Below are 25,387 nucleotides of genomic sequence, written 5' to 3'. Positions count from 1 at the left end.
GGGGGGCGTCAGTCCTCGCCGAGGTACGCCTTGCGTACCGACTCGTCGTGCAGGAGGTCCTGCCCGGAGCCGGAGAGGACGATCTTGCCGACCTCCATGACGTGACCGTGGTCGGCCAGGGAGAGCGCGGCCTGGGCGTTCTGCTCGATGAGCAGGATGGTGGTGCCGGAGGCCTTGAGCTCCTGGATGGTCGCCATGATCTTCTGCATCATGATCGGGGAGAGGCCCATGCTGGGCTCGTCGAGCATGAGCAGTTTCGGCCGGGACATCAGGGCCCGTCCCATGGCGAGCATCTGCTGTTCGCCGCCGGAGAGGGTGCCCGCGGCCTGCTTGCGGCGTTCCCCGAGGATGGGGAAGAGGTCGTAGGCGCGCTGGATGTCCTTCTCGATGCCGTCCTTGTCGTTGCGGAGGAAGGCGCCGAGGCGGAGGTTGTCCTCGATCGTCATGCGGGGGAAGATGTGCCGCCCCTCGGGGGAGTGGGCGAGTCCCAGGGAGACGACCTTGTGGGCGGGGATCTTCTTCAGCGATTTGCCGTCGAACTTGATGTCGCCGGACAGGGGCTGGAGGAGGCCGGAGAGGGTGCGCAGGGTGGTGGTCTTCCCGGCGCCGTTGGTGCCGATGAGGGTGACGACCTCGCCCGCTTCGACCTTGAACGAGATGCCTTTGACGGCCTCGATCTTGCCGTAGGCGACTCTGAGGTCCTCGACCTCGAGCAGTGCGGTCACTTGTCGTCCCCTTCCGTGGTGCTGTGCGCGTCGCCTTCCGCGGCCTCCTCGGCGGCTTCGACCTCGGCGGCTTCGGCGGCGCCGGGGGCGCCTTCGAAGGGTTCGCCGAGGTAGGCGGCGATGACGCGTTCGTCGGCCTGGACGACTTCGGCGGGGCCTTCGATGATCTTTTCGCCCTGGACGAGTACGGCGACCCGGTCGCAGAGGTTCATGATGAACCGGATGTCGTGCTCGATGACGAGGACGGCGATGCCCTGGTCCCGGATGGCGAAGATGAGGTCTTCGGCCGCGCGGGTCTCCTGGGGGTTCATGCCGGCGGTGGGTTCGTCGAGGAGGAGCAGGCCGGGTTCGCTCGCGAGGGCCCGGGCGATCTCCAGCTTGCGCTGTTCGCCGTAGGGCAGGTTGCGGGCGAGGTGGTCGGCCTTGGCGGCGAGGCCGGTGAACTCGAGGAGTTCCATGGCCCGTTCGCGGGATGCCTCTTCGGCCTTGCGGAAGCCGGGGAGGCGCAGCAGGGCGGACCAGAGGCCTTCCTTGGTGCGGGTGTGCCGGCCGACGAGGACGTTTTCCAGGACGGTCATGTTGGCGAAGAGCCGGATGTTCTGGAAGGTCCGGGCGATGCCGGCCTGGGTGACCAGGTGCGGCTTGGGCGGCAGGACGGTGCCTTTGTAGGCGACCTTGCCCTCGGTGGGGACGTAGAGGCCGGTGAGGCAGTTGAAGAAGGTCGTCTTGCCGGCGCCGTTGGGGCCGATGAGGCCGACGATCTCGCCGGTGTTGACGGTGAGGTCGACGCCGCGGACGGCGGTGAGGCCGCCGAAGCGCATGGTGACGCCGCTGGCGTCGAGCACCGTCGTGGTGGTGGGTGCGGTCGTGGTGGTGGTCATGGCGGTCACGCCCCTGCCTTGGCGACGCCGGTCGCGCCTTCGGGCAATGGCTTGTCCTCCGGTACGTCGAGCTGTCCGGTCTCGTGGAATTCGAGCTGCTTCCTGCGGTCGGCGACCAGGCCCTCGGGGCGGAAGCGCATCAGGAGCATCAGGGCGATACCGAAGAGCAGCAGCTGGTACTCGGCCATGAACTGGAGCTTGGCCGGGATCAGGTAGAGCAGTGCCGCGCCGATCAGGGGGCCGCTGATGGTGCCCATGCCGCCGAGGATGACGGCGGCGAGCAGGAAGGCCGAGTTGGGCGGCACCGGGCCGGCGAACTGGTACTGCTCGGGGGTGACGCTGTAGGACACGTGGGCCTGGACGGTGCCGGCGAGGCCGGCGAGGCAGGCGCCGAGTGCGAAGGCGAGGAGCTTGAGGCGGAAGCCGTTGATGCCCATGGCGGTGGCGGCGGTCTCGTCCTCGCGGATGGCGACCCAGGCGCGGCCGATGCGGGATTCCGCGGAGCGGCGGAAGACCATCACGACGATGATCGTGAAGACGAGCATCAGCAGGTAGTAGTTGGCGGAGCGGGTGAGCTCGTGGCCGAGGACGTCGTGCGGGACTCCGAGGTTGAAGCCGAAGATCTCCAGGTCGGGGATCTGCGGGATGCCGTTGGAGCCGTTGGTGACGTCCGGTCCGCTGTTGCCGTTCAGGTTGTTCATGGTGATGCGGAAGATCTCACCGAAGCCGAGCGTCACGATGGCGAGGTAGTCGCCGCGCAGTCGCAGGGTCGGTGCGCCGATGACGACGCCGAAGATCAGCGAGGCGACGGCGCCGGTGAGGACGGCGGCCCAGAACGGGAAGGTGACGCCGATGGTGGAGGCGGGGGAGCCGGAGACCAGGGCGGCGGCGTAGGCGCCGACGCCGAGGAAGGCGACGTAGCCGAGGTCGAGGAGGCCGGCGAGGCCGACGACGACGTTGAGGCCCAGGGCGACCGTGGCGAAGATGAGGATGTTCGCGCCGATGAGGGCGAACTGGTCGTTGGTCTGGGTGAAGGGGAAGCAGATCGCCGCCGCGAACGCCGCTCCGAGGGTGACGTTGCGGTGCTTGGCGGTGAGTGCGGAGAGCCGCTTCAGCAGTCCGGCGCGGGTGACGGCGGTGAAGCCGAAGGCCGCGATGATGAGGAAGCCGATGAACAGTTCGCTGTACTCGGTGCTGATGCCGTACGCGAAGACGTACAGGCCGACGCCGAAGCCGGCGGCGATGATCAGGATTTCGAGCCAGGACGGGAGGTCCTTGGCGCGGCCGGGTTCGGGGGCGGTGAGCGCGTGGCGGACGCGGCCCCACAGGTGGGGGTCGGGGTCGCCGGCGTCGTAGGGCTGGTCGACGGGGAGGCCGAGGGCGCCGATGACGGCGACGAGGGCGCCGATGCCGGAGACCCAGGCGCCGGGTTCGAGGTTGACGAGGCCGCCGAGTTCCTGCGTGATGGCGCCCATGGCGTAGCCGGTGACGCCGAGTACGCCGAGGGCGGCGAGGAGGACGGGGCTGTTCTTGCCGCCGGGGTGAGCCAGCGCAGTCCGCGGATGCCGTAGCCGGCGAGTGCGAACAGGAGGGTCAGTGCGGAGCCGACGAGGGTGAGGACCTGGAGGCCGCCGGGGTAGCCGGTGACGGTGAGGTTGCCGGGGAACTCGTTGGTCCAGGTCCAGGCGAGGAAGGTGCCGATGAGGGCGAGGGCGGAGCCGGCGACCGTGAGTCCGCGGGCCGCGGCGTGCGGCAGCGGGATGATCGGGGTGGCTGCGAGGGGGGACACCGGGGTGGTGTCGTCGGTGGTCTTGTCCATGGGGATGTCGGTGGTCATGGGTATCACGCCCGATCCGCGACGCGTTCGCCGAGCAGGCCTTGTGGCCTGAACAGGAGGACGAGGATGAGGAGGCTGAACGCCCACACGTCCTTCCAGGCGCCGCCGCCGAAGAGGTCCATGCCGGGGATTTCGCCGATGTAGCCGGTGGCGAGGGATTCGGCGACGCCGAGGACGAGGCCGCCGAGCATGGCGCCGTAGATGTTGCCGATGCCGCCGAGGACGGCCGCGGTGAAGGCCTTGAGGCCCATGAGGAAGCCCATGCGGAAGCCGACCTGGCCGTTCTTGAGGCCGTAGGCGACGGCTGCGACGGCGGCGAACGCGGCACCGATGGCGAAGGCCATGACGATGATGCGGTCGGTGTTGATGCCCATGAGCTTGGCGGTGTCGGGGTCCTGGGCGGTGGCCTGCATGCCGCGGCCGGAGCGTGTCTTGTTGACGAACAGGCCGAGGGCGATCATGCAGAGCGGGGCGGCTATGAGGACGAAGATGTCGCCGCGCTGGATGTTGGCGCCGAGGATCTCGACGGGGTCGCCCTGGAAGCGGGGGAAGGGGACGTCCTTCTTGGCGTCGGGGAACCACATCCATACGGCCTGCTGGAGGACGATGGACAGGCCGATCGCGGTGATGAGGGGCGCGAGGCGGGGTGCGCCGCGCAGGGGGCGGTAGGCGAACCGTTCCGCCGCGGTGCCGACGGCGACCGAGACGAGGACGCCGCCGATGATCATGAGGGGGATCGCCGCCCCGAGGCCGAAGCCGTCGGGGAGGACCATCCAGACGGTGAGGGCCCCGAAGCCCCCGACCATGAAGATCTCGCCGTGGGCGAAGTTGATGAGCTGGACGATGCCGTAGACCATCGTGTAGCCGATCGCGATGAGTCCGTACATCGCGCCGAGGATGAGTCCATTGGCCAGCTGTTGCGGCAGTTCGTTCACCGCAGGGCCTCCGTGGAGTGGTTCGGATATGGCGCCGCGCGGGGAGCGCTGGTGGGCGCTTCCCGCGCGGCCTGGATCAATGTGTGAGGTGGGTGGGTTCTCTGACTCGTCCTTCGTCAGCCGAGCTTGGGCTCGCCGCTGAACTCGGGCGCCCAGGCGTTGTCCTTGATCTTGTAGGCGGTCATGGTGTGGTTCGTGGTGTCACCGAACTCGTCGAAGGAGATGGTGCCGGTGACGCCGTCGAACTTGACCTTGGCCATGCCGTCCAGGACCGCCTTGCGGCCGTCGGACGGGACCTTGCCGTCGTTGCCCTCGACGGCCAGCTTGACGGCCTCGATGATCGACCAGGTGGCGTCGTAGGTCAGGCCGCCGTAGGCCTCGTAGTCGTCCTCGTAGCCCGCGGCCTTGTAGTCCGCGATGAAGGTCTTGGCGGAGGGGAGCTGCTCGACGGGCCGGCCGACGGAGGTCGCGAGGTCGCCCTCGGCCTTCTTGTTCAGCTTCGGGAACTCGCCGGAGTAGATGCCGTCGCCGCCCATGAGCGGGATCTTCTGGCCGCTGTCCTTGAGCTGCTGGCTCAGCGGGCCGGCGGCCGGGTACTCGCCGCCGTAGTACAGGGCCTGGGCGCCGGTCTTCTTGATCTTGGCGACCACGGCGTTGAAGTCACGGTCGTCGGGGTTGATGTGGTCGGTGCCCACGATCTTGCCGCCGAACTTGGTGAAGTTCGCCTTGAAGGACGCGGCGAGGCCGGCGCCGTAGGTCTTCTGGTCGTCGATCAGGTAGACCTTGTTGAGCTTCGCCTTGTTGTACAGGTAGTCCGCGGCGAAGGCGCCCTGGATCTCGTCCGTGGTGGCGGTGCGGAAGAAGGTCTTGAACTGGCGGACCGAGTCGCCGGTCTTCCAGCCGTCGCCCTGGGTCAGCTCGGTGCCGGTGTTGGCCGGGGAGACCTGGGTGAGGCCGGCGTCGTTGAGCGGCTTCTGCATCTGCTGGGAGACGCTGGAGTTCAGCGGGCCGACGACGCCGAGGACGTCCTTGTTGCTGATGAACTTCTGGGCGTTCTGCTGGCCGACGGACGGCTGGGCCTGGTCGTCGAGGGCCTCGATCTTGAACTCGACGCCCTTGACGTACTCCTTCTTGTTGGCCGTCTTGGCGGCCAGGTCAGCGGAGTTCTTCATGCCGAGGCCGAGCGCGGACAGGTCGCCGGACAGCGGGGCGTCGAGGCCGATCACAACTGTGGTCTTGTCGCCGTTGCTGCTGCCGCCGTCGTCGTCACGCGACCCACAAGCCGTGAGTGTCAGCGATCCCGCCGCGAGCGCGGCGGTAATGGCGATGATCGAACGTTGACGCACGAATCAGGTCCTTTCCCTGGCACGGCGGTTCCCCATGGAACGCGCCGAGTCGAGCGCTGGGGACGAAGTGACTTCGAATCCGATGGCTCGGTGACTGGCCGTGACTCTAAGCGCGGGTGGGGAACATGGAGGAGGCTCTGACCAAGGCTGTGACGCTCTTGTTATGACACGCGGTATCCCTGAGCGGTACTGCGTGGGGGGAAGAGCGGATTTCCGGCCGATTCGCCCTGTCCACATAGTGAGAACCCGCAGCGTTCGCGCGTAGCTTCTTCATTAGTGTTCACGGGTTTTGGTGATGACCGCATTCGTTGTCATCGGCTCCCGGAGGGCTCGCGGGGCGCCCGGGCAAAGCGCCGGGCGGCGGGAGAGGGGGCGCCGTTTATTGCGGCCGTATTACGCAGAGTTACCCGGGTGAAAGATGTCCGGCACGCCTCCCCATATTCGTGTAGGGGGCACGAAAGTGGAATTCCTGATTTCGGTCCTCAGCCCCATGGGCCTCCGGTGGGTCCGCCGTCGCGGTACCGCTTCTCGCAGGCCGTGCGCGCACGGCGGTCGATGAGCCGGCCCGCCGCCGCGTCACCGGCGCGTGCGCGCTCGGCGCGGGCCGCGTCGACCACCGTGCGGAGGATCTCGTACTGGCCGTCGGACAGCCCCATCGACTGGTAGTCCCCGTAGGTGTCGCCGGTCAGCGCCCGGCGCGACCAGTACCCGATGAGCCGCGTGCACAACTCGGCCGGGGAAGTCGCCGTGGGCGAGGGGGAGTTGCCGCCCGCCGGGGAGGGGTCCGCGCCCGGGCCCCCGCAGCCGCCCGCCGAGCAGGCGGCCAGCAGGGCCAGTCCGAGCGCGGCCCCCCTGCGGCACACCCCTGCCTTGGTCATGCCCCGACCGTATGCCGCCGCACGGCCGGGATCAACGGCGGGGTGGGAAAGGAGAGTTGACGTGCCGTCACTCCGCCGCGCGGACCCGCTCCGCGTCGCCCGGGTTCACGTCCCGCAGCATGCAGGTCAGCCGCGCGGTGCACACCCGCCGACCCTGCTCGTCGCTGATCACGATCTCGTACGTCGCCGTCGAGCGGCCCCGGTGCAGCGGCGTGGCGACACCGGTCACCAGACCGGAGCGGGCGCCCCGGTGGTGGGTGCAGTTCAGGTCCACACCCACCGCGATCTTGGAGGTGCCGCCGTGCAGCATGGACCCCACCGAGCCGAGCGTCTCCGCGAGCACCGCGGACGCGCCGCCGTGCAGCAGCCCGTACGGCTGGGTGTTGCCCTCGACCGGCATGGTCCCCACGACCCGCTCGGCGGACGCCTCCACGATCTGGACGCCCATGCGGGTGCCGAGGTGCCCGGCCGAGAACAGGGCCTGGAGATCGACGCCGAGCGCGGCGTACTCGTCGATGACCTCCTGCGGGAACTTCACGTGCTGCTGCTCGCCCATGGGCCCGGCTCCGTTCGTCGTGATCACTCGGTGGCGTGGTGACACCGCTGAGCAAACGCTCAGTCGGTCGCCGATTGTTCCAGACGCACGATCACGGACTTGCTGGCCGGGGTGTTGCTGGTGTCGGCGGTGGCGTCCAGCGGCACCAGCACGTTGGTCTCCGGGTAGTAGGCCGCCGCGCAGCCCCGCGCCGTCGGGTACGCCACCACCCGGAACCCGGGCGCGCGCCGCTCGACGCCGTCCTTCCACTCGCTCACCAGATCCACGTACGAGCCGTCGGCGACCCCGAGGCGCCGGGCGTCCTCCGGGTTGACCAGCACCACCCGGCGGCCGTTGCGGATGCCCCGGTAGCGGTCGTCCAGGCCGTAGATCGTGGTGTTGTACTGGTCGTGCGAACGCAGCGTCTGCAGCAGCAGCCGCCCCTCGGGGACCTCCGGGTACTCCACCGGCGCCGCCGTGAAGTTGGCCTTGCCGGTCGCCGTCGGGAAGCGGCGCTCGTCGCGCGGGGCGTGCGGCAGCGTGAAGCCGCCGGGACGCGCCACGCGCGCGTTGAAGTCCTCGAAGCCCGGCACGACCCGCGCGATACGGTCCCGGATCGTCGCGTAGTCCTTCTCGAACTCCTCCCAGGGCGTACGGCTCTTCTCGCCCAGCACCCGGCGGGCCAGCCGGCACACGATCGCCGGCTCCGACAGCAGATGGGGACTGGCCGGCTCCAGCCGCCCCCGGGAGGCGTGCACCATGCCCATGGAGTCCTCGACGGTGACGAACTGCTCGCCGCCGCCCTGCAGATCACGTTCGGTACGGCCCAGCGTCGGCAGGATCAGCGCCCGCGCGCCCGTCACCGCGTGACTGCGGTTCAGCTTCGTCGACACGTGCACGGTCAGCCGGGCCCGCCGCACGGCCGCCTCGGTGACGGCCGTGTCCGGCGTGGCCGCCACGAAGTTGCCGCCCATCGCGAAGAACACCTTCGCCTCGCCGTCGCGCAGCGCCCGGATGGCGCGGACGACGTCCAGGCCGTGCTCACGCGGCGGCGCGAACCCGAACTCGCGCTCCAGGGCGTCCAGGAAGGCGGGCGCGGGCCGCTCGAAGATGCCCATCGTGCGGTCGCCCTGCACATTGGAGTGACCGCGCACCGGGCACACGCCCGAGCCGGGACGGCCGATGTCGCCGCGCAGCAGGAGGAAGTTGACGATCTCCCGGATCGTCGGCACCGAGTGCTTGTGCTGGGTCAGGCCCATCGCCCAGCACACCACCGTGCGCCGCGACGCCAGCACCATCTCCAGCGCCCGGTCGACGTCCTCGCGCGCGAGGCCCGTCGCCGCCAGCGTCTCGTCCCAGTCGGCGGCGCGGGCGGCCTCGGCGAACTCCTCGAAGCCATGAGTGTGGTCGCGGACGAAGTCCTCGTCGACGGCGCCCCCGGTCTCCAGGATCAGCTTGTTCAGCAGCCGGAACAGCGCCTGGTCGCCGCCGATGCGGATCTGCAGGAACAGATCGGTCAGCGCGGCGCCCTTGATCATGCCCTGCGGGGTCTGCGGGTTCTTGAACCGCTCCAGACCCGCCTCGGGCAGCGGGTTGACGGTGATGATCCGCGCGCCGTTCGCCTTCGCCTTCTCCAGGGCGGACAGCATCCGCGGATGGTTCGTGCCGGGGTTCTGCCCGGCGACGATGATCAGCTCGGCCTTGTACAGGTCCTCCAGCAGGACACTGCCCTTGCCGACGCCGATCGTCTCCGACAGCGCCGACCCGGACGACTCGTGGCACATGTTCGAGCAGTCCGGCAGGTTGTTCGTGCCGAGCTCGCGGGCGAAGAGCTGGTAGAGGAACGCCGCCTCGTTGCTGGTGCGGCCCGACGTGTAGAAGACGGCCTCGTCGGGCGAGCCGAGCGCGGCGATCTCCTCGGCGACGATGTCGAAGGCCCGCTCCCAGGTCACCGGCTCGTAGTGGGTGCCGCCCTCCGGCAGGTACATGGGGTGCGTGAGCCGCCCCTGCTGCCCCAGCCAGTAGCCGCTGCGCGTCGCCAGGTCGGCCACGGGGTGCGCGGCGAAGAACTCCGGGGTGACCCGGCGCAGCGTGGCCTCCTCGGCGACCGCCTTCGCGCCGTTCTCGCAGAACTCCGCCGTGTGCCGGTGCTCCGGTTCGGGCCAGGCGCACCCCGGGCAGTCGAAGCCGTCCTTCTGGTTGACCCGCAGCAGGGTCAGCGCGGTGCGCTTGATCCCCATCTGGCGCTGCGCGACCCGCAGGGTGTGGCCGATGGCGGGCAGGCCCGCCGCCGCGTGCTTCGGCTCGGCGACCTCGGGCGCGTCCTGGACCGGATCACCCGTGGGCGGCTTGCTGGCCATCGCGCACTCTCCTTCGTGTACACGTGTGAGCTACGTCTCCGATCCTCGCACGCGGAACCGGCCCTGCGGGGAGCGGGTGTTCGGGCCCCGCACGGCATCGGGAGCGTCCGGGCGGCACCCCGGCGGGGCCCGGCTGTCAGTGGGGCGTGGCAGGATCGGGGGCGTGGCAGAGACAGCATCGAAGCAGACCGACAGCACCCCCGGCGGCGGCCGGCCCCGCCTGATGCTCATGGACGGGCACTCGCTGGCCTACCGGGCCTTCTTCGCGCTGCCCGCGGAGAACTTCACGACGGCGACGGGCCAGCCGACGAACGCGATCTACGGCTTCGCGTCGATGCTGGCCAACACGCTGCGTGACGAGGCGCCCACCCACTTCGCCGTGGCGTTCGACGTCTCCCGCAAGACATGGCGGTCCCAGGAGTTCACGGAGTACAAGGCGAACCGCTCCAAGACCCCGGACGAGTTCAAGGGCCAGGTCGAGCTGATCGGCGAGCTGCTGGACGCGATGCGCGTCTCCCGGTTCGCCGTCGAGGGCTTCGAGGCCGACGACGTGATCGCCACGCTCGCCACACAGGCCGAGGCCGCCGGTTTCGAGGTGCTGATCGTCACCGGCGACCGTGACTCGTTCCAGCTGGTCAGTGAGCACACCACCGTGCTGTACCCGACCAAGGGCGTCTCCGAGCTGACCCGGTTCACCCCGGAGAAGGTCGTCGAGAAGTACGGCCTGACCCCCGCCCAGTACCCCGACTTCGCGGCCCTGCGCGGCGACCCGTCGGACAACCTGCCGGGCATCCCCGGCGTCGGCGAGAAGACCGCAGCGAAGTGGATCAACCAGTTCGGGTCCTTCGCGGAGCTGGTCGAGCGCGCCGACGAGGTCAAGGGCAAGGCCGGGCAGAACCTCCGCGACCACCTGGAGGCCGTCAAGCTCAACCGCCGCCTCACCGAGCTGGAGCGGCAGGTCGAGCTGCCCAAGACCGTCACCGACCTCGCGCGCGAGCCGTACGACCGCAAGGCCGTCGCGATGATCCTCGACACCCTCGAGATCCGGAACCCGTCGCTGCGCGAGCGGCTCTTCGGCGTCGACCCGGGCGCCGAGGAGGCCGAGACGACGCCGATCTCCACCGAGGGCGTCGCCCTGGACGGCACCGTCCTCGGCACCGGCGAGCTGGCCCCCTGGCTGGCGGAGCACGCCGGCGGTCCGCTCGGCGTGGCCACCGTCGACACCTGGGCCCTCGGCACCGGCTCGGTCGCCGAGGTCGCGCTGGCCGCGGACGGCGGCGCGGCCGCCTGGTTCGACCCCTCCCAGCTCGACGAGGCCGACGAGCGCGCGTTCGCCGGCTGGCTCGCGGACGCCGAGCGGCCCAAGGTCTTCCACAACGCCAAGAGCGCCATGCGCGTCTTCGCCGAGCACGGCTGGACCATCGAGGGCGTCCGCATGGACACCGCGCTCGCCGCCTACCTCGTCAAGCCGGGCCGCCGCTCCTTCGACCTGGACGCGCTGTCCCTGGAGTACCTGCACCGCGAGCTGGCGCCCGCCGCCACGGCCGACGGCCAGCTGGCCTTCGGGGCGGACGAGGGCGCCGAGGCCGAGGCGCTCATGATCCAGGCCCGGACCGTCCTCGACCTCGGCGAGGCCTTCGAGGGCCGGCTCGAGGAGGTCGGCGCCGCCGAGCTGCTGCGCGACATGGAGCTGCCGACGTCCGCGCTGCTCGCCCGCATGGAGCGGCACGGCATCGCGGCCGACCGGGCACACCTGGAGGCCATGGAGCAGATGTTCGCGGGTGCCGTGCAGCAGGCCGTGAAGGAGGCGCACGCGGCGGCCGGGCACGAGTTCAACCTGGGCTCGCCCAAGCAGCTCCAGGAGGTCCTCTTCGGCGAGCTCGCCCTGCCCAAGACGAAGAAGACGAAGACCGGCTACACCACCGACGCCGACGCCCTGGCCTGGCTCGCCGGGCAGACGGACAACGAACTGCCGGTGATCATGCTCCGCCACCGGGAGCAGGCGAAGCTGCGGGTCACGGTCGAGGGCCTGATCAAGACGATCGCCACGGACGGCCGCATCCACACGACGTTCAACCAGACCGTCGCCGCCACCGGCCGCCTCTCCTCCACGGACCCCAACCTGCAGAACATCCCGGTCCGCACCGACGAGGGCCGCGCGATCCGCCGGGGCTTCGTCGTCGGCGAGGGCTTCGAGTCCCTGATGACGGCGGACTACAGCCAGATCGAGCTGCGTGTGATGGCCCACCTGTCGGAGGACGAGGGCCTGATCGAGGCGTTCACCTCCGGCGAGGACCTGCACACCACGGCCGCCTCCCAGGTCTTCGCGGTGGAGCCGTCCGCCGTGGACGCGGAGATGCGCCGCAAGATCAAGGCGATGTCGTACGGCCTCGCGTACGGGCTGTCGGCGTTCGGCCTCTCCCAGCAGCTGAACATCGAGGCGGCCGAGGCGCGCACCCTGATGGACGCGTACTTCGAGCGGTTCGGCGGCGTCCGCGACTATCTGCGCCGCGCGGTCGACGAGGCACGGGCCACCGGGTACACGGCGACCCTCTTCGGCCGCCGCCGCTACCTGCCCGACCTCAACAGCGACAACCGCCAGCGCCGCGAGGCGGCCGAGCGCATGGCGCTGAACGCGCCGATCCAGGGCACGGCGGCCGACATCGTCAAGATCGCCATGCTCAACGTGGACCGGGCCCTGCGCGACTCCGGCCTCGCCTCCCGCATGCTCCTCCAGGTCCACGACGAAATCGTCCTGGAGATCGCCCCGGGCGAGCGCGAGGCCGCGGAGGAACTGGTCCGCCGGGAAATGTCGAACGCGGTCCACCTGAGGGTCCCCCTGGGCGTCTCGGTAGGTGCGGGCCCCGACTGGGAGTCAGCGGCCCACTGACCCCCACGACGAAACGCCGGGCCGGACCCCACCGACCCGGCGTCCGCGTCGCAGGCACGCATCCAGGGCCGCGGGCAACTGCGCCCCCAGCCCCTCACCCGCAGGGGCGCGGGGAACTGCGCGAGCAACCCCCACCTGTCGGCACCAATCGAACCGGGCCGGCGGGACCACCCGCCTCAGGGGCGCGGGGAACTGCGCGAGCAACCCCCACCGCCCCGCACCGATCGAACCGGGCCGGGCGGCCCACCCCCTCGGGGGCGCGGGGAACTGCGCGAGCAACCCCCACCGCCCCGCACCAATCGAACCGGGCCGGCGGGACCACCCCCCTCAGGGGCGCGGGGAACTGCGCGACAAGCCCCCACTCACCCGCACCCGCGCAACACACCGCCCCCGGGACACGAGCAGGCCCCCACCTCACCCCACCTCACCCACGTGGCCCCCGCCAAAACGCCCCCGACATCCCCAGCCCGTAAGGATGCCGACATGGGTATACACACGCTCAACCGCCGGACGGCACCCGCCCCGGCCGACACCACCGACTGGCCCCTTCCCCCCACACCCCCGCAGAACCGGGCCCTCGCCCCCACCGCCAGCACCGCCCGCATCCCCACCGAACTCGCCGGCACGCTCCGCCGCACCCTCACGGCCGTCCGCCGCCGTCTGACCCGACGCCTCCGCGACTGGACCGAACTCGCCCGCTCCTACTGGGCCCTGGCACTGACCCTGCTCCCGACGCAACCCGGCCAGGGCACCGACAAGGGCACCGCGAAGGACACCGCCCAGGGCACCGTCACCGCACCCCCGGCCGGCTCCGTTCCCGCTCGGCACCACCCGTCCCCGTACTGCCAGGGACCGGGACCGGACGCCACAGCCTGACGGCGGCGCCGTACAGGAGCAGCCCCACGGCGAGCCCGGCGCCCGCGCCGAAGCACAGCGACGGGATCAGTTCCCAGTACTTCGCGGTGGCCCCCCAGAACTCCCACCACCGCGACGCCCGCTCGAAGGCGGCCACCGCCGCGCACCCGCCGAGCACCACCACGGCCACCCACCGGTCCCGCACGGAGAGCACCGGTACCCCCGCGACCGGCACCCCGGCCGCGCGCCGCAGCGCCACCGTCACGAACACCGCGACGACGACGGCCGCGACCGCCGACCCCCCGTACTGCAGGTACCAGTACAGCGGCGACCCCGCCACCTCCTCCCCGAGCACCGGGAACACCCGCATCCCCCACCGGTCGAGATGCGTGAACGCGTCCCACACCACATGGGTGAGCCCGCCGAGTACGGCGGAGACGTACCAGCGCGCCACGAGCCCCGGCGTCATCCGCGCGCGGGGCGCCCCGCACCGCAGCAGCGCGGCCGGCCGCGCCTGGAGCCGGTCCGGCAGCAGCGCCACCAGCGGCTCACGCAGCAGCAGCCACAGCCCCACCAGCGCCCAGGCGATGACGACGTCGACGGTGAACACGCCCGGTAGGGAGTGCGTGACGTCCCCGAACTCCATGGCCCCGGACAGGACACTTGCCGCGTAATAGGTCATGTCGGGAGCGAAGGAACCGGTCACCAGGACCGCCGGCACGAGTCCGGCCCGTCCGGTCCCCCCGGTGCGCACGGCGGGCAGGACGGCGGCCGCGTGGCTGAGCGTGAACGGCAACAGGGCTCCTCGGGTGCGGTCTTGACGGGACCGGTCCGGCCCCCCTCGTCGGCGGAGCCAGTATGCGGGACGGCCCGCCCGGCGAACGGCGTGTGGCCAACCCGGAAATATCGGGCGGCAACGGGTGTGCGCGCAAGGGAAGTTGTCGTAGGGTCGCCTGGGTCACAGTGCCGGGACCCGCGTACGAACAGATGAACGGCGACGTAACTCTCGCCGCGAGGGCAACTGTCGTGGCGGGTCGATCGTCACTACAGGGGCGGGCCCGGCACGGCGGGTCCGGCAGACCGACACGGACGTCAGGGCGTCCACGGGAGGGGTCCACCACATGGCGGCGGAATTCGGCAGGCTCCGCAAGGGGGCGGTGAACACCACGGTCGCCGCGGTCGTGGTCGCGGCACTGGCCGCGTCCCAGGCTCCGGGAGTGACGACCGACGGCGCCGGCAGAAAGATGACCACCGGCACCCAGCCGTCCCCGGACGCCCCCGCCGCCGACAGCGCGACCGGCAACTCGCCGTACTACACGGACCTTCCGCCGCTCAACAGCCCCAACCCGGCCCCCTCGGCGGACACCACGGTGACCCCGGTGGCCGGTGAGGCGGGCATACCCGCCACGGTCCTCGACGCCTACAAGAAGGCCGCGGCCGCGCTGCAGGAGTCCAAGCCGGGCTGCCACCTGCCCTGGGAACTGCTCGCCGCCATCGGCAAGGTCGAGTCGGGCCAGGCCCGCGGCGGCCGGGTCGACGCGAACGGCACCACCCTGTCCAAGATCCTCGGCCCGCAGCTGAACGGCGCCGGCTTCGCGAACATCAGCGACACCGACGGCGGCGCCTACGACGGCGACAGCCGGTACGACCGTGCCGTCGGTCCCATGCAGTTCATCCCCTCCACCTGGGAGTGGGCCGGTCGTGACGGCAACGGCGACGGCCGCAAGGACCCCAACAACGTCTACGACGCGGCCCTCGCCGCCGGCCACTACCTGTGCCGTTTCGGCTGGGACCTGTCCAAGGGCGGCGACCTCGACCGCGCCATCCTGAGCTACAACAACTCCCAGGACTACCTCCAGCTCGTCCGCAGGTGGCTGGACTACTACCGCAAGGGCACCCACGAGATCCCGGACGGCACCGGCACCCTCCCGTCCGACCGCAGCGACGACGCGGCGGGCGCCCACCCGACGCCGTCGCCCACGGTGCCCTCCTCGCCGTCGGCACCGGCAAGCCCCTCGTCCCCGGCGCAGCCCACGACGCCGTCGAAGCCCGGCGGGTCCGGGCCGGGCGACGGCGGCGGCTCCGGAAGCAGTCCGACCACGCCGCCCAGCACGACGCCCACCCCCACCGACACGGTGGACCACCTGGAGGACGCCGGCACCGCGAAGCTCACCGCGATGGCGGGCGACACCTTCACCGAGAAGATCAGCGCCCGCGCCGAGACCGAGTCCGGCAAGGCCGTCGCCAGGGTCCGCGTCCGCTTCACCATCACCGGTGACACCGACGCCACCTTCAGCACCGGCGAGAAGTACGCCGCCGTCCTCACCGACAGCTCCGGCAAGGCGGTGGCCCCGGCGCTCCGGGCGGGCGAGGACACCGGTGAGTTCACGGTCCGGGCCACCGTCGTCGGCCGTACCGTCCCCGGCCTCGACTACAAGGCCACCGTCACCGAGCGCGCCGCCGACACCCTGGCCCGCACCGGCGACACCGCGCTGACCTGCGTGCCCGGCGGCGAGTTCGCCGAGCGGGTCGAGGTGAAGGCCACCTACAAGGGAGCCGTCGCGGACAAGGTCGCCGCCACCGCCACCCTGATCAAGGCGGAGGACGACCCCGACGAGAACGACAAGGGCCCCTACTTCAAGGACGCCGACGGCAAGCCGGTCCGCACCCTGACCGGTCTCAAGACCGACGACAAGGGCCTGCTGGAACTGCCGAAGCTGTACGCCGACGACACCACCGGCACCTTCCTGCTGCGGATCGCCACGGCGGGCGGCGCGACCCTGACCATCGAGCTGAAGGTCGCCGCCGCCGAGACGTCGCCGGAGCCGGACCCGTCGGAGGAGCCCACGGAGAGCGCCACGCCGTCCGCCTAACCGGTACGGCACACAGGAGGGGCGTCCAGCCGCCGGGCGCCCCTTCGGCCTGCGCACACCGTCGCCCTGGTCAAGAGCAACCGCACCCTGGTGCTGCCGATGACGTCGTACCTGCCGTGAGGCCTGCCCGTCCTCGGCGTGCCGCTCCTCGCCCTGGCGCTCTGGCTGGAGTCACGCGGTCGCCGCCCCGGCGGCCCGGGGGCGGCGCGGGACGCCGGGACGAACCCGTCACCGCCTGAGCCGCGCGTTGGTGTGCCGGGTCGGTTCGGCGGACGCCGGGTCCTCCGGCCACGGATGCTTCGGATAGCGGCCGCGCAGCTCCGCCCGGACACCCCGGTAGCCGTCCCGCCAGAACGAGGCCAGATCTGCGGTGACGGCCGCCGGGCGCCCGGCGGGGGAGAGCAGATGGACCAGGAGCGGCACCCCGGCCACCGCCGGGGACGTGTCCAGCCCGAACATCTCCTGCAGCTTGACGGCCAGCACGGGCCGTTCCGGATCGCCGTAGTCGACGCGGATCCGGGAGCCGCTGGGCACGGTGACCCGCTCCGGGGCCAGCTCGTCCAGCCGCCCCGCCTCGCCCGTGGCCCACGGCAGCAGCCGCGCCAGCGCCTGCCCGGCGTCGATCCGCCCCAGGTCCGCCCGCCGCCGCGCCCGGCCCAGCTCGGGCTCCAGCCACTCGTCCACGCGCGCGTGCAGCGCCTCGTCGGACACGTCCGGCCACGGGTCGCCCCGGTGCAGCCGCAGGAACGCCAGCCGCTGCCGCAGCACCACGGCGTCCGGGGACCAGCGCAGCAGCCCGAACCCCTCCCGCCGCAGCCCGTCGAGCAACGCCGCCCGGACCAGAGCGGGGTCCGCGCCCGGCAGCGGGCGTTCCGCCAGCTCGATCGCGCCCAGCCGCTCGACGCGCCGGGCCACGACATCGCCGTCGGCCCAGTGCACCTCCTCGCCCTCCCGGTACAGGGAGGCCGCCGCCGACCGGGCCGTGTCCTCGTCCACCGCGGCGGCGAGCCGCACGCGCGCGTGCCCGCGGCCCACCGGCCGGTCCGCGACCGCCACCGCGATCCACGGGGCGCCCCGCAGCGGGCTGCCCTCGGCGAGCTCCGCGCGCGTGCCCGACGCCATCAGATAGGTCCCGCCGTCCGCCTTCGCGACCCGCTCGGGGAACGCCAGCGCGGCGACGAGCCCCACCGTCCGGTCGTCCGGGGCGTCCGCTCCGCCGCGGGTCCCGGCGCCCGCCCGCAGCCGCCGCACCTCCGCCCGCCAGCGCCCCGCGTAGGCGTCGCCGCCGCGCCGGGCCGTCCGCAGTGCCGCCGCGAGGTCGTCGCCGTACTCCCGCGGGGGTTCCTCGCTGAGCAGCGCCACCACCTCGGCGGCCCCCACGGGCCCGTCCAGCAGGGCCCGGCCCAGCCGGGGATGCAGCCCGAGCCGGGCCAGGGAGGCGCCCCGGTCCGTCGCCCGCCCGTCGGCGTCCACGGCCCCGACGGCCGTCAGTACGCTGCGCGCCGCCGCCATCGCCCCGGCCGGGGGCGCGTCGAGCAGGGCCAGCCCGGCCGCGTCCGGGTCGCCCCAGCACGCCGCCTGCAGCGCGAACGCCGTCAGATCGGCCACCTTGATCTCCGGCGCCGGGAAACGGGGCAGCCGCGCGTCCTCCGCCTCGGCCCAGCAGCGGTACACCGTCCCCGGCGCTTCCCGCCCGGCGCGGCCCGCGCGCTGCCGTCCGGCCGCCTGCGAGGCCCGTACTGTCGTCAGCGCGCTCAGCCCGCGCGCGTGATCGACGCGGGGCTCGCGCGCCAGCCCGGAGTCGACGACGACCCGCACCCCCGGGACCGTCAGGGAGGACTCCGCCACCGACGTCGCCAGCACCACCCTGCGCCGGTCGCCCCCCGACAGCACCGCGTCCTGCACGGCGGCCGGCGCCCGCCCGTGCACCTGCAGCACCTCGACGTCCCCGAGATCGCCCAGTTGCCCGGCGACCCGCGCGATCTCCCCGACCCCCGGCAGGAAACACAGCACGTCGCCCGGCCGCTCGGCCAGCGCCCGCCGCACCACCGAGGCCACGTGCGCGAGCAGCGCCGGATCGACCCGCGTCCCGTGCGGCGGTCGCACCGGACGCGTGGGCGGCGCCCACACCGTCTCCACCGGATACGCGGCGCCCTCCGCCACGACGACCGGCGCTCCGCCCAGCAGCCGCGCCCAGCCGTCCGCGTCCGTCGTCGCCGACGCGGCCACCAGCCGCAGCTCCGGGCGCAGCGTCTCGCGGACGTCCCACAGGAAGGCCGCCGCCGTGTCCGCGTCCAGATGCCGCTCGTGGCACTCGTCGAGCACCACCACATCCACACCCGCCAGCTCCGGATCGCGCTGGAGCCGCTGCAGCAGCACCCCGGTCGTCACGACCTCCACCCGGGTACGGGGACCGACGACGCGCTCCCCGCGCACGGTGTGCCCGACGCTCTCACCGGGCCGCTCGCCCAGCAGCCACGCCATCCGCCGGGCGGCGGCCCGCGCGGCGATCCGGCGCGGCTCGGCGACCACGACCCGCCGCCCCGGCCCCGCGCCGAGCAGGCCCGCGAGGGCGAGCGGCACCAGCGTCGTCTTGCCGGTGCCGGGCGGGGCGACCAGCACCGCGGTGCCGGGCCCGTCGAGAGCGCCGGTCAGGGCGGGCAGGGCGCCGCGCACCGGCAGCGCGTCCAGGGCGTCGTAGCGGATCACGCCCCCAGTGTCGTACGACCCGCGGCCGGCCCCGCCGCGGGCGTCCGCGTCAGTCCCGCTCGCACACGAAGATCGCCGTGCCCGGGATCAGGCTGCCGCGCAGTGGCGACCAGCCACCCCACTCCGAGCTGTTCCAGGCCGGCCACTCCGGCTCCACCAGGTCCACCAGCCGGAACCCGGCCGCCACCACGTCCCGCACCCGGTCGCCGATCGTGCGGTGGTGCTCGACGTAGACCGCGCGCCCCTCCTCGTCCTGCTCCACGTACGGGGTGCGGTCGAAGTAGGAGGCCGAGACCGACAGACCCTCCGGGCCGGGCTCGTCCGGGAACGCCCAGCGGATGGGGTGGGTCACCGAGAACACGAACCGGCCGCCGGGCCGCAGCACCCGCCGCAGCTCCCGCAGCACCTGCACCGGGTCCGCGACGAACGGCAGCGCCCCGTAGGCCGAGCACGCCAGGTCGAAGGAGCCGTCGGCGAAGGGCAGCGCCCCGGCGTCGGCGCACACCAGCGGGAAGGCGCTCCCGATGCGCAGCGCGTGCTGGAGCTGCCGGTGGGAGATGTCCAGGGCGACCGGGCGGGCGCCCTGCGCGGCCAGCCAGCGTGAGCACTGCGCCGCGCCGGCCCCGATCTCCAGGACGTCCTTGTTCCTCAGTGCCTCGGGCGGGCCGAGCAGCTCGGCCTCCACCTCGTCCAGGCCCTCGGGTCCCCAGACGAAGCGGTCGTCGCCGAGGAAGGTGCCGTGCTCGATCTGGTACTCGTCGGCGTTGCGGTCCCACCAGCCCCGGTTGGCCCGGGAGCTCTCCGCGGTGCCGGCCGCGCGCCGGGTCGCCTCGGGCTCCTGGACCTCCTGGGCCTCCAGGGCTTCCTGCGCCGCGGGGGAGGAGGCGCCGGACGGAATGTCGGGCGATACGGGCTCTTGGATGATCGGCTCCCTCGTCGTACTCTTCCGTCACCTGAATGGCGCGGCCCCTCCCGGCGCTGTCACGCGAGGGGTGTTTCCCAGGCGCGTGGCCTGTGGAGACAGGTTTCGTGCCGGGTATGCGGCGATCCGCCCCGGGTGTGCGGCTTCGCGCATTGACCCTGCCCGGCTGCCCCCGTATGCTACAAGTTGCGCTGCGGGCCTGCGCACCTCAGACGTAGCAGGCTGCGCTCGCATCTGTTGTATGTCCCCTCGGTTGTCGAGGCGCCATAGGGTTTTCCTGTGTGGCGCTTCCTTGGCTGTCCGGCTTCATCAGAGCGATACGGGCTCCCGGCGTAGCAGTACCTACGACTCAATGTCCGTACCGGAGCCCTTTCCCACATGACGAGCAGCACCGAGACCACCGCCACCACCCCGCAGGTAGCGGTCAACGACATCGGTAACGAGGAAGCCTTCCTCGCCGCGATCGACGAGACGATCAAGTACTTCAACGACGGCGACATCGTCGACGGCGTCATCGTGAAGGTCGACCGGGACGAGGTCCTGCTCGACATCGGTTACAAGACCGAAGGCGTTATCCCGAGCCGCGAGCTCTCCATCAAGCACGACGTCGACCCCAACGAGGTCGTCGCCGTCGGTGACGAGATCGAGGCCCTCGTCCTTCAGAAGGAGGACAAGGAAGGCCGCCTGATCCTCTCGAAGAAGCGCGCCCAGTACGAGCGTGCCTGGGGCACCATCGAGAAGATCAAGGAAGAGGACGGGATCGTCACCGGTACCGTCATCGAGGTCGTCAAGGGTGGTCTCATCCTCGACATCGGCCTCCGTGGCTTCCTCCCGGCCTCCCTGGTCGAGATGCGCCGCGTTCGCGACCTCCAGCCCTACGTGGGCAAGGAGCTCGAGGCCAAGATCATCGAGCTGGACAAGAACCGCAACAACGTGGTCCTGTCCCGCCGTGCCTGGCTGGAGCAGACCCAGTCCGAGGTCCGCCAGACGTTCCTCACCACCCTCCAGAAGGGTCAGGTCCGTTCCGGCGTCGTCTCCTCGATCGTCAACTTCGGTGCCTTCGTGGACCTGGGTGGCGTCGACGGTCTGGTCCACGTCTCCGAGCTGTCCTGGAAGCACATCGACCACCCGTCCGAGGTCGTCGAGGTCGGTCAGGAAGTCACCGTCGAGGTCCTCGACGTCGACATGGACCGCGAGCGTGTCTCCCTGTCGCTGAAGGCGACGCAGGAAGACCCGTGGCAGCAGTTCGCCCGCACCCACCAGATCGGCCAGGTCGTGCCCGGCAAGGTCACGAAGCTGGTTCCGTTCGGTGCGTTCGTCCGCGTGGACGAGGGCATCGAGGGTCTGGTCCACATCTCCGAGCTGGCCGAGCGCCACGTGGAGATCCCGGAGCAGGTCGTCCAGGTCAACGACGAGATCTTCGTCAAGGTCATCGACATCGACCTCGAGCGCCGTCGCATCAGCCTCTCGCTGAAGCAGGCCAACGAGTCCTTCGGTGCCGACCCGGCCTCGGTCGAGTTCGACCCGACCCTGTACGGCATGGCCGCGTCGTACGACGACCAGGGCAACTACATCTACCCCGAGGGCTTCGACCCCGAGACCAACGACTGGCTCGAGGGCTACGAGAAGCAGCGCGAGGAGTGGGAGCGCCAGTACGCCGAGGCGCAGCAGCGCTTCGAGCAGCACCAGGCGCAGGTCATCAAGTCCCGCGAGGCGGACGAGAAGGCCGCTGCCGAGGGTGGCGAGGCCGCCGCTCCGGCCGCGTCCGGTGGCGGTTCGTACTCCTCCGAGGGTGCCGACAACAGCGGCGCGCTGGCCTCGGACGAGGCGCTCGCCGCTCTGCGCGAGAAGCTGGCGGGCGGCCAGAGCTGACGCTCGCCGGCCGACCTAGCCCTTGACCGAGGGGCCGTACCTTCCGAGGTGCGGCCCTTCGGCCGTTCCCGGACACCTCCGGCCCTTCCCGGTCACCGGCCGGGCACGAAACGATCAAGAACTCCTCCGTCCGGGGAATGCCGCCGCCCGTAGGGGCGTTGTCACATACGGACACGAGGAGGAGCGGTCACTGTGCTTGATCCGCAGGGTTTGTACACGTGGGAGCCGAAGGGCCTGGCCGTCGTCGACATGGCGCTCGCCCAGGAGTCGGCCGGCCTTGTCATGCTCTACCACTTCGACGGCTACATCGACGCGGGGGAGACCGGCGACCAGATCGTCGAGCGCGTCCTGGACTCCCTGCCCCACCAGCTCGTCGCCCGCTTCGACCACGACCGGCTCGTGGACTACCGGGCCCGCCGCCCCCTGCTGACGTTCCGGCGCGACCGCTGGGCCGGGTACGAGGTGCCCGCCATCGAGGTGCGGCTCGTCCAGGACGCCACCGGCGCCCCGTTCCTGCTGCTGTCCGGCCCTGAGCCGGACGTCGAGTGGGAGCGGTTCGCGGCCGCCGTGAAGGAGATCGTCGAACGGCTCGGCGTACGGCTGTCGGTGAACTTCCACGGCATCCCCATGGGCGTCCCGCACACCCGTCCCGTCGGCCTCACCCCGCACGGCAACCGCACCGACCTGGTCCCCGGCCACACCAGCCCCTTCGAGGAGGCCCAGGTGCCCGGCAGCGCCGAGTCGCTGGTCGAGTACCGGCTTATGGAGGCCGGACACGACGTGCTCGGGGTCGCCGCACACGTCCCGCACTACATCGCCCGCTCGCCGTACCCCGACGCCGCGCTCACCGTCCTGGAGGCGGTCACCGCGGCCACCGGGCTGGTCCTGCCGGGCGTCGCGCACGCGCTGCGCACGGACGCCCACCGCACCCAGAACGAGATCGACCGCCAGATCCGCGAGGGCGACGAGGAGCTGACCAACCTCGTCGAGGGCCTCGAGCACCAGTACGACGCGGTCGCGGGCGCCGAGACCCGCGGCAACATGCTCGCCGAACCGGTGGACATCCCCTCCGCCGACGAGATCGGCCGCGAGTTCGAGCGTTTCCTGGCCGAGCGGGAGGGCGACGGCTGACGGGCCGCGGGGGCGTCTAGGGTTGCGGGCATGTTGAAGGTGGGCCTGACCGGCGGTATCGGTGCCGGCAAGAGCGAGGTGTCCCGGCTGCTCGTGGAGCACGGGGCCGTCCTGATCGACGCGGACCGGATCGCCCGTGAGGTCGTCGCCCCCGGGACCCCGGGGCTGGCCGCCGTCGTCGAGGCGTTCGGCGAGGACGTCCTCGCCGCGGACGGCAGCCTGGACCGGCCCAGGCTGGGCGCCATCGTCTTCGCCGACCCCGAGCGGCTGGCCGTGCTCAACTCGATCGTGCACCCGCTCGTCGGGGCGCGTTCCCGCGAGCTGGAGGAGGCCGCCGCCGGCGACGCCGTCGTCGTGCACGACGTGCCCCTCCTCACCGAGAACGGCCTCGCCCCGCTGTACGACCTCGTGATCGTCGTGGACGCCGGCCCCGACACTCAGCTGGACCGGCTGACGCGGCTGCGCGGCATGACCGAGGAGGACGCCCGCGCCCGGATGGCCGCGCAGGCCACGCGCGAGCAGCGCCGGGCGATCGCGGACATCGTCATCGACAACGACGTACCGCTGGAGGAGCTGCGGCGGCGCGTGAAGGACGTGTGGGAGGAGCTCGTGCGCCGGGCTCACGCGACGGCCTGAGCGAGCGGCGCCGACCGGAAGAGGCGACCGGAATAGGGGCTTGCCGTCCGGGCGTTGAACCCTCTCAGCGAGGGAAGGACTCTGCCGTGCCCGAGATCAGTGGTTCCACCGGACGTACTCCGGAGACCCATGTCATCGACTTCCGCGCCGCCGAGCACCTGCTCGCCGCGCGCGACCCGCGCGGCGCGGTCAAGCTGCTCGACGGCGTCATCGCCGCGCACCCGGAGAACACGGCGGCCCGGCTGCTGCGCGCGCGGGCGTTCTTCGCCGCGGCCCAGCTGCGCCCCGCCGAGCTGGAGTTCACCATCGTCCTGGAGCGCGAGCCGGACAACGCGTTCGCGCACTTCGCGCTGGCCCGCACCTATGAACGCCAGGGCCGCCGCGACCAGGCCACGCGTCACTTCCGGCTGGCGGCGGCCCTCGACCCGAACCCCGAGTTCCTGAAGGCGGCCCGGTTCGACGACTGAGGCGCGTGTCTACGGCTCCTCGTGGCGCGGGGGAGGCGGGCCGTGCGGGTCGCGGGGGCCGGGTCCGTGGGGCCGGGCGGGCGGCCGGGCCGGTTCCTCGTGGGGCGCGTACGGCGGAACGTCGCGGCCGGGCTGGTAGTGCGGGCCCTGCCGGATGTGCCGGACCACCATGATCATGTCGATCGTGATCACCAGCCACAGCACCCCGCAGGCCACGGCCCAGCCGGGGCGTCCGGCGATCGCGAACGCGACGGTGCCGAAGGCGGCCCAGGCCACGCCCCACACGCACAGCCAGAAGCGGATCCGCAGCGGGCTGCGCGCGGTCGTCGGCTCGCTTCCCGAACGCATCGGAACCACCTCTCCTCCAGCATCCCTCCCACCCGGGTACCCAGGGTCGGCCCGCCGCGGCCGATGAGTTCCCGGGCGGCGCCCGGTCTACCTCCGTGATCGCACACCACGGACCGCAGACCCCAGGAGAGACCCATGTCCGAGACCACCGCCTCCCGCACCGTCCTCGCCCGGTCCGCGACTCCGCGAGGGCGTGGCGCCCGGATCGCCCTACGCGGCCTGCAGATCGTGCTCGCCCTCTTCTACGCGGTCGCGAGCGCGCTGCCGAAGCTGATCGCACACCCGTCGGCCGCGGAGACCTTCGACCGGCTCGGCTGGGGGAGCACCGGGATGTACGCCATCGGCGTGCTCGAACTGGCCGGTGCCGTCGCCCTGTTGATCCCCGTGCTCCAGTCGGTCGCGGCGATCGCGCTGAGCGCGCTCATGGTGGGGGCGTTCATCGTCTCGGTGACCGCGCTGGGCGGGCAGAACGCGGCGACCCCGCTCATCCTCGTCGTGCCGCTGGCGCTGATCGCCTGGGCGCGGCGCGGCTCCCTCACCGAGCTTCGGCGGCTGGCCCGCCGGGACGCCTGAGGGCCCCGGCGGTCAGGACGTCACCGTCCGCGCTGCCCCGGGCCGCCGGGGCCGCCCATCAGGCCGCGCAGCCGCTCCAGCTCCCGGCGGTCCCGCTTGGTCGGGCGGCCCGCGCCCCGGTCCCGGACACCGGCCGGGGCGACGGCCTCGCGCGGCGGCGGGGGCGGCGAGTTGTCGACGTAGCACTGGGCCGCGACGGGAGCGCCGACCCGCTTGCGGATGAGCCGCTTGACGACGACGACCCGCTCCCGGTGCTCCTGCCGCAGCCGGACCTCGTCACCGACGCGCAGCAGATGCGACGGCTTCACGTTCTGGCCGTTCACGCGCACATGGCCGCCCTTGCAGGCGGTGGCGCCCGTCGAGCGGGTCTTCACCAGCCGTACGGCCCAGATCCAGCTGTCGATCCGCACGGGCTCGCCGTTCCCCGGCACGGCGGCCTCGGCCGCGGCCACGGCGGCGGCGATCTTCGGGTCGTCGGTCTCCGGGCCGTCGGCCTCGGCGCCGGCGGGCGCCCCGGCGGCGTCCGGTCCGGCCGTCTCCTCGATGTCGGTGTCCTCGGAAGGCATGCCTCGACCTTAGTCCCCGCGCCCGGCCGGTGACGGTGTCCTCCCGGC

At 72.0% G+C, this 25,387-nt stretch carries 20 protein-coding genes and 1 pseudogene; 8 read left to right on the top strand and 13 right to left on the bottom strand.

The window, feature by feature from the left end; genetic code table 11:
- Positions 1-8: 8 nt before the first annotated feature.
- From F8R89_RS09300 to F8R89_RS09265, 8 genes and pseudogenes are all read right to left on the bottom strand, one after another.
- A complete protein-coding gene (locus F8R89_RS09300) occupies positions 9-725 on the bottom strand; it encodes an ABC transporter ATP-binding protein (RefSeq protein WP_151783523.1) in 717 nt (238 codons plus the stop codon).
- A complete protein-coding gene (locus F8R89_RS09295) occupies positions 722-1,606 on the bottom strand; it encodes an ABC transporter ATP-binding protein (RefSeq protein WP_151783522.1) in 885 nt (294 codons plus the stop codon). Before F8R89_RS09295 ends, F8R89_RS09300 begins: the two co-directional genes overlap by 4 nt.
- Before the next feature lie 5 nt (positions 1,607-1,611).
- Positions 1,612-3,425, bottom strand: a pseudogene (locus F8R89_RS09290) (branched-chain amino acid ABC transporter permease).
- 23 nt (positions 3,426-3,448) lie between these two features.
- Complete coding sequence (locus F8R89_RS09285; RefSeq protein ID WP_151783521.1) at positions 3,449-4,378, bottom strand: branched-chain amino acid ABC transporter permease; 930 nt, start codon at positions 4,376-4,378, stop codon at positions 3,449-3,451.
- A 116-nt stretch (positions 4,379-4,494) separates the two neighbouring features.
- On the bottom strand, positions 4,495-5,724 hold the full coding sequence (locus F8R89_RS09280) for a branched-chain amino acid ABC transporter substrate-binding protein (RefSeq protein ID WP_383654806.1): 1,230 nt from the start codon (positions 5,722-5,724) through the stop codon (positions 4,495-4,497).
- Positions 5,725-6,206: 482 nt separating this feature from the next.
- Entirely contained in the window at positions 6,207-6,602 is a 396-nt protein-coding gene (locus F8R89_RS09275; RefSeq protein WP_151783520.1) for a hypothetical protein, read from the bottom strand.
- 67 nt (positions 6,603-6,669) lie between these two features.
- Positions 6,670-7,158, bottom strand: a complete 489-nt coding sequence (locus F8R89_RS09270) for a hotdog fold thioesterase (RefSeq protein WP_151783519.1) — start codon at positions 7,156-7,158, stop codon at positions 6,670-6,672.
- Between the two features lie 59 nt (positions 7,159-7,217).
- The gene (locus tag F8R89_RS09265; protein WP_151783518.1) at positions 7,218-9,497 is read right to left on the bottom strand and encodes an FdhF/YdeP family oxidoreductase; all 2,280 of its coding nucleotides are present in this window, start codon (positions 9,495-9,497) and stop codon (positions 7,218-7,220) included.
- A gap of 163 nt (positions 9,498-9,660) precedes the next feature.
- Here F8R89_RS09265 and polA point away from each other — a divergent pair, with 163 nt between their 5' ends.
- Positions 9,661-12,387 (top strand): DNA polymerase I, encoded by a 2,727-nt coding sequence (polA, locus tag F8R89_RS09260; RefSeq protein WP_151783517.1) that lies wholly within the window; start codon positions 9,661-9,663, stop codon positions 12,385-12,387.
- Positions 12,388-12,870: 483 nt separating this feature from the next.
- Positions 12,871-13,263 carry a hypothetical protein gene (locus tag F8R89_RS09255; protein ID WP_151783516.1) on the top strand — a complete coding sequence of 131 codons (393 nt, stop codon included), beginning with the start codon at positions 12,871-12,873 and terminating at the stop codon, positions 13,261-13,263.
- On the opposite strand, the gene F8R89_RS09250 is transcribed toward F8R89_RS09255, so the two are convergent.
- Positions 13,178-14,038, bottom strand: a complete 861-nt coding sequence (locus F8R89_RS09250; protein ID WP_151783515.1) for a DUF4184 family protein — start codon at positions 14,036-14,038, stop codon at positions 13,178-13,180. The two genes, F8R89_RS09255 and F8R89_RS09250, sit on opposite strands and share 86 nt — an antisense overlap.
- A 325-nt stretch (positions 14,039-14,363) precedes the next feature.
- Between F8R89_RS09250 and F8R89_RS09245 the strand changes: the two genes are divergently transcribed.
- The gene (locus F8R89_RS09245; RefSeq protein ID WP_151783514.1) at positions 14,364-16,115 is read left to right on the top strand and encodes a lytic transglycosylase domain-containing protein; all 1,752 of its coding nucleotides are present in this window, start codon (positions 14,364-14,366) and stop codon (positions 16,113-16,115) included.
- A gap of 228 nt (positions 16,116-16,343) precedes the next feature.
- On the opposite strand, the gene hrpB is transcribed toward F8R89_RS09245, so the two are convergent.
- Positions 16,344-18,824 carry an ATP-dependent helicase HrpB gene (hrpB, locus tag F8R89_RS09235; protein ID WP_151783513.1) on the bottom strand — a complete coding sequence of 827 codons (2,481 nt, stop codon included), beginning with the start codon at positions 18,822-18,824 and terminating at the stop codon, positions 16,344-16,346.
- A 49-nt stretch (positions 18,825-18,873) separates the two neighbouring features.
- Positions 18,874-19,722 (bottom strand): class I SAM-dependent methyltransferase, encoded by an 849-nt coding sequence (locus F8R89_RS09230; RefSeq protein WP_192806349.1) that lies wholly within the window; start codon positions 19,720-19,722, stop codon positions 18,874-18,876.
- A gap of 402 nt (positions 19,723-20,124) precedes the next feature.
- Here F8R89_RS09230 and rpsA point away from each other — a divergent pair, with 402 nt between their 5' ends.
- The 4 genes from rpsA to F8R89_RS09205 all read left to right on the top strand — a co-directional run bounded on the left by rpsA (position 20,125) and on the right by F8R89_RS09205 (position 23,852).
- Positions 20,125-21,618, top strand: a complete 1,494-nt coding sequence (gene rpsA, locus F8R89_RS09220; protein WP_055621525.1) for a 30S ribosomal protein S1 — start codon at positions 20,125-20,127, stop codon at positions 21,616-21,618.
- A 192-nt stretch (positions 21,619-21,810) separates the two neighbouring features.
- On the top strand, positions 21,811-22,749 hold the full coding sequence (locus F8R89_RS09215) for a PAC2 family protein (protein ID WP_151783511.1): 939 nt from the start codon (positions 21,811-21,813) through the stop codon (positions 22,747-22,749).
- 30 nt (positions 22,750-22,779) lie between these two features.
- Positions 22,780-23,385 (top strand): dephospho-CoA kinase, encoded by a 606-nt coding sequence (gene coaE, locus F8R89_RS09210; RefSeq protein ID WP_151783510.1) that lies wholly within the window; start codon positions 22,780-22,782, stop codon positions 23,383-23,385.
- Positions 23,386-23,471: 86 nt separating this feature from the next.
- Complete coding sequence (locus F8R89_RS09205) at positions 23,472-23,852, top strand: tetratricopeptide repeat protein (protein ID WP_151783509.1); 381 nt, start codon at positions 23,472-23,474, stop codon at positions 23,850-23,852.
- 9 nt (positions 23,853-23,861) lie between these two features.
- Here F8R89_RS09205 and F8R89_RS09200 read toward each other — a convergent pair whose 3' ends face one another.
- Positions 23,862-24,200 carry a DUF6343 family protein gene (locus tag F8R89_RS09200; protein ID WP_151783508.1) on the bottom strand — a complete coding sequence of 113 codons (339 nt, stop codon included), beginning with the start codon at positions 24,198-24,200 and terminating at the stop codon, positions 23,862-23,864.
- A 135-nt stretch (positions 24,201-24,335) separates the two neighbouring features.
- On the opposite strand from F8R89_RS09200, the gene F8R89_RS09195 reads away from it, so the two are divergent.
- Positions 24,336-24,773 (top strand): DoxX family protein, encoded by a 438-nt coding sequence (locus tag F8R89_RS09195; RefSeq protein ID WP_151783507.1) that lies wholly within the window; start codon positions 24,336-24,338, stop codon positions 24,771-24,773.
- Positions 24,774-24,793: 20 nt separating this feature from the next.
- Here the strand turns inward: F8R89_RS09195 and F8R89_RS09190 are convergent, their stop codons facing one another.
- On the bottom strand, positions 24,794-25,339 hold the full coding sequence (locus F8R89_RS09190; protein ID WP_151783506.1) for an RNA-binding S4 domain-containing protein: 546 nt from the start codon (positions 25,337-25,339) through the stop codon (positions 24,794-24,796).
- Between the last annotated feature and the right edge of the window lie 48 nt (positions 25,340-25,387).

Source organism: Streptomyces sp. SS1-1 (assembly GCF_008973465.1).
Taxonomy (GTDB): Bacteria; Actinomycetota; Actinomycetes; order Streptomycetales; family Streptomycetaceae; genus Streptomyces.
This window is presented reverse-complemented; position numbering and strand designations above follow the sequence as displayed.

Coding starts and splice junctions, on each gene's coding strand:
- F8R89_RS09295 (WP_151783522.1), bottom strand. CDS start 1,606: ATGACCACCACCACGACCGCACCCACCACCACGACGGTGCTCGACGCC.
- F8R89_RS09275 (WP_151783520.1), bottom strand. CDS start 6,602: ATGACCAAGGCAGGGGTGTGCCGCAGGGGGGCCGCGCTCGGACTGGCC.
- F8R89_RS09270 (WP_151783519.1), bottom strand. CDS start 7,158: ATGGGCGAGCAGCAGCACGTGAAGTTCCCGCAGGAGGTCATCGACGAG.
- F8R89_RS09265 (WP_151783518.1), bottom strand. CDS start 9,497: ATGGCCAGCAAGCCGCCCACGGGTGATCCGGTCCAGGACGCGCCCGAG.
- F8R89_RS09255 (WP_151783516.1), top strand. CDS start 12,871: ATGGGTATACACACGCTCAACCGCCGGACGGCACCCGCCCCGGCCGAC.
- F8R89_RS09245 (WP_151783514.1), top strand. CDS start 14,364: ATGGCGGCGGAATTCGGCAGGCTCCGCAAGGGGGCGGTGAACACCACG.
- rpsA (WP_055621525.1), top strand. CDS start 20,125: ATGACGAGCAGCACCGAGACCACCGCCACCACCCCGCAGGTAGCGGTC.
- coaE (WP_151783510.1), top strand. CDS start 22,780: ATGTTGAAGGTGGGCCTGACCGGCGGTATCGGTGCCGGCAAGAGCGAG.
- F8R89_RS09200 (WP_151783508.1), bottom strand. CDS start 24,200: ATGCGTTCGGGAAGCGAGCCGACGACCGCGCGCAGCCCGCTGCGGATC.
- F8R89_RS09195 (WP_151783507.1), top strand. CDS start 24,336: ATGTCCGAGACCACCGCCTCCCGCACCGTCCTCGCCCGGTCCGCGACT.
- F8R89_RS09190 (WP_151783506.1), bottom strand. CDS start 25,339: ATGCCTTCCGAGGACACCGACATCGAGGAGACGGCCGGACCGGACGCC.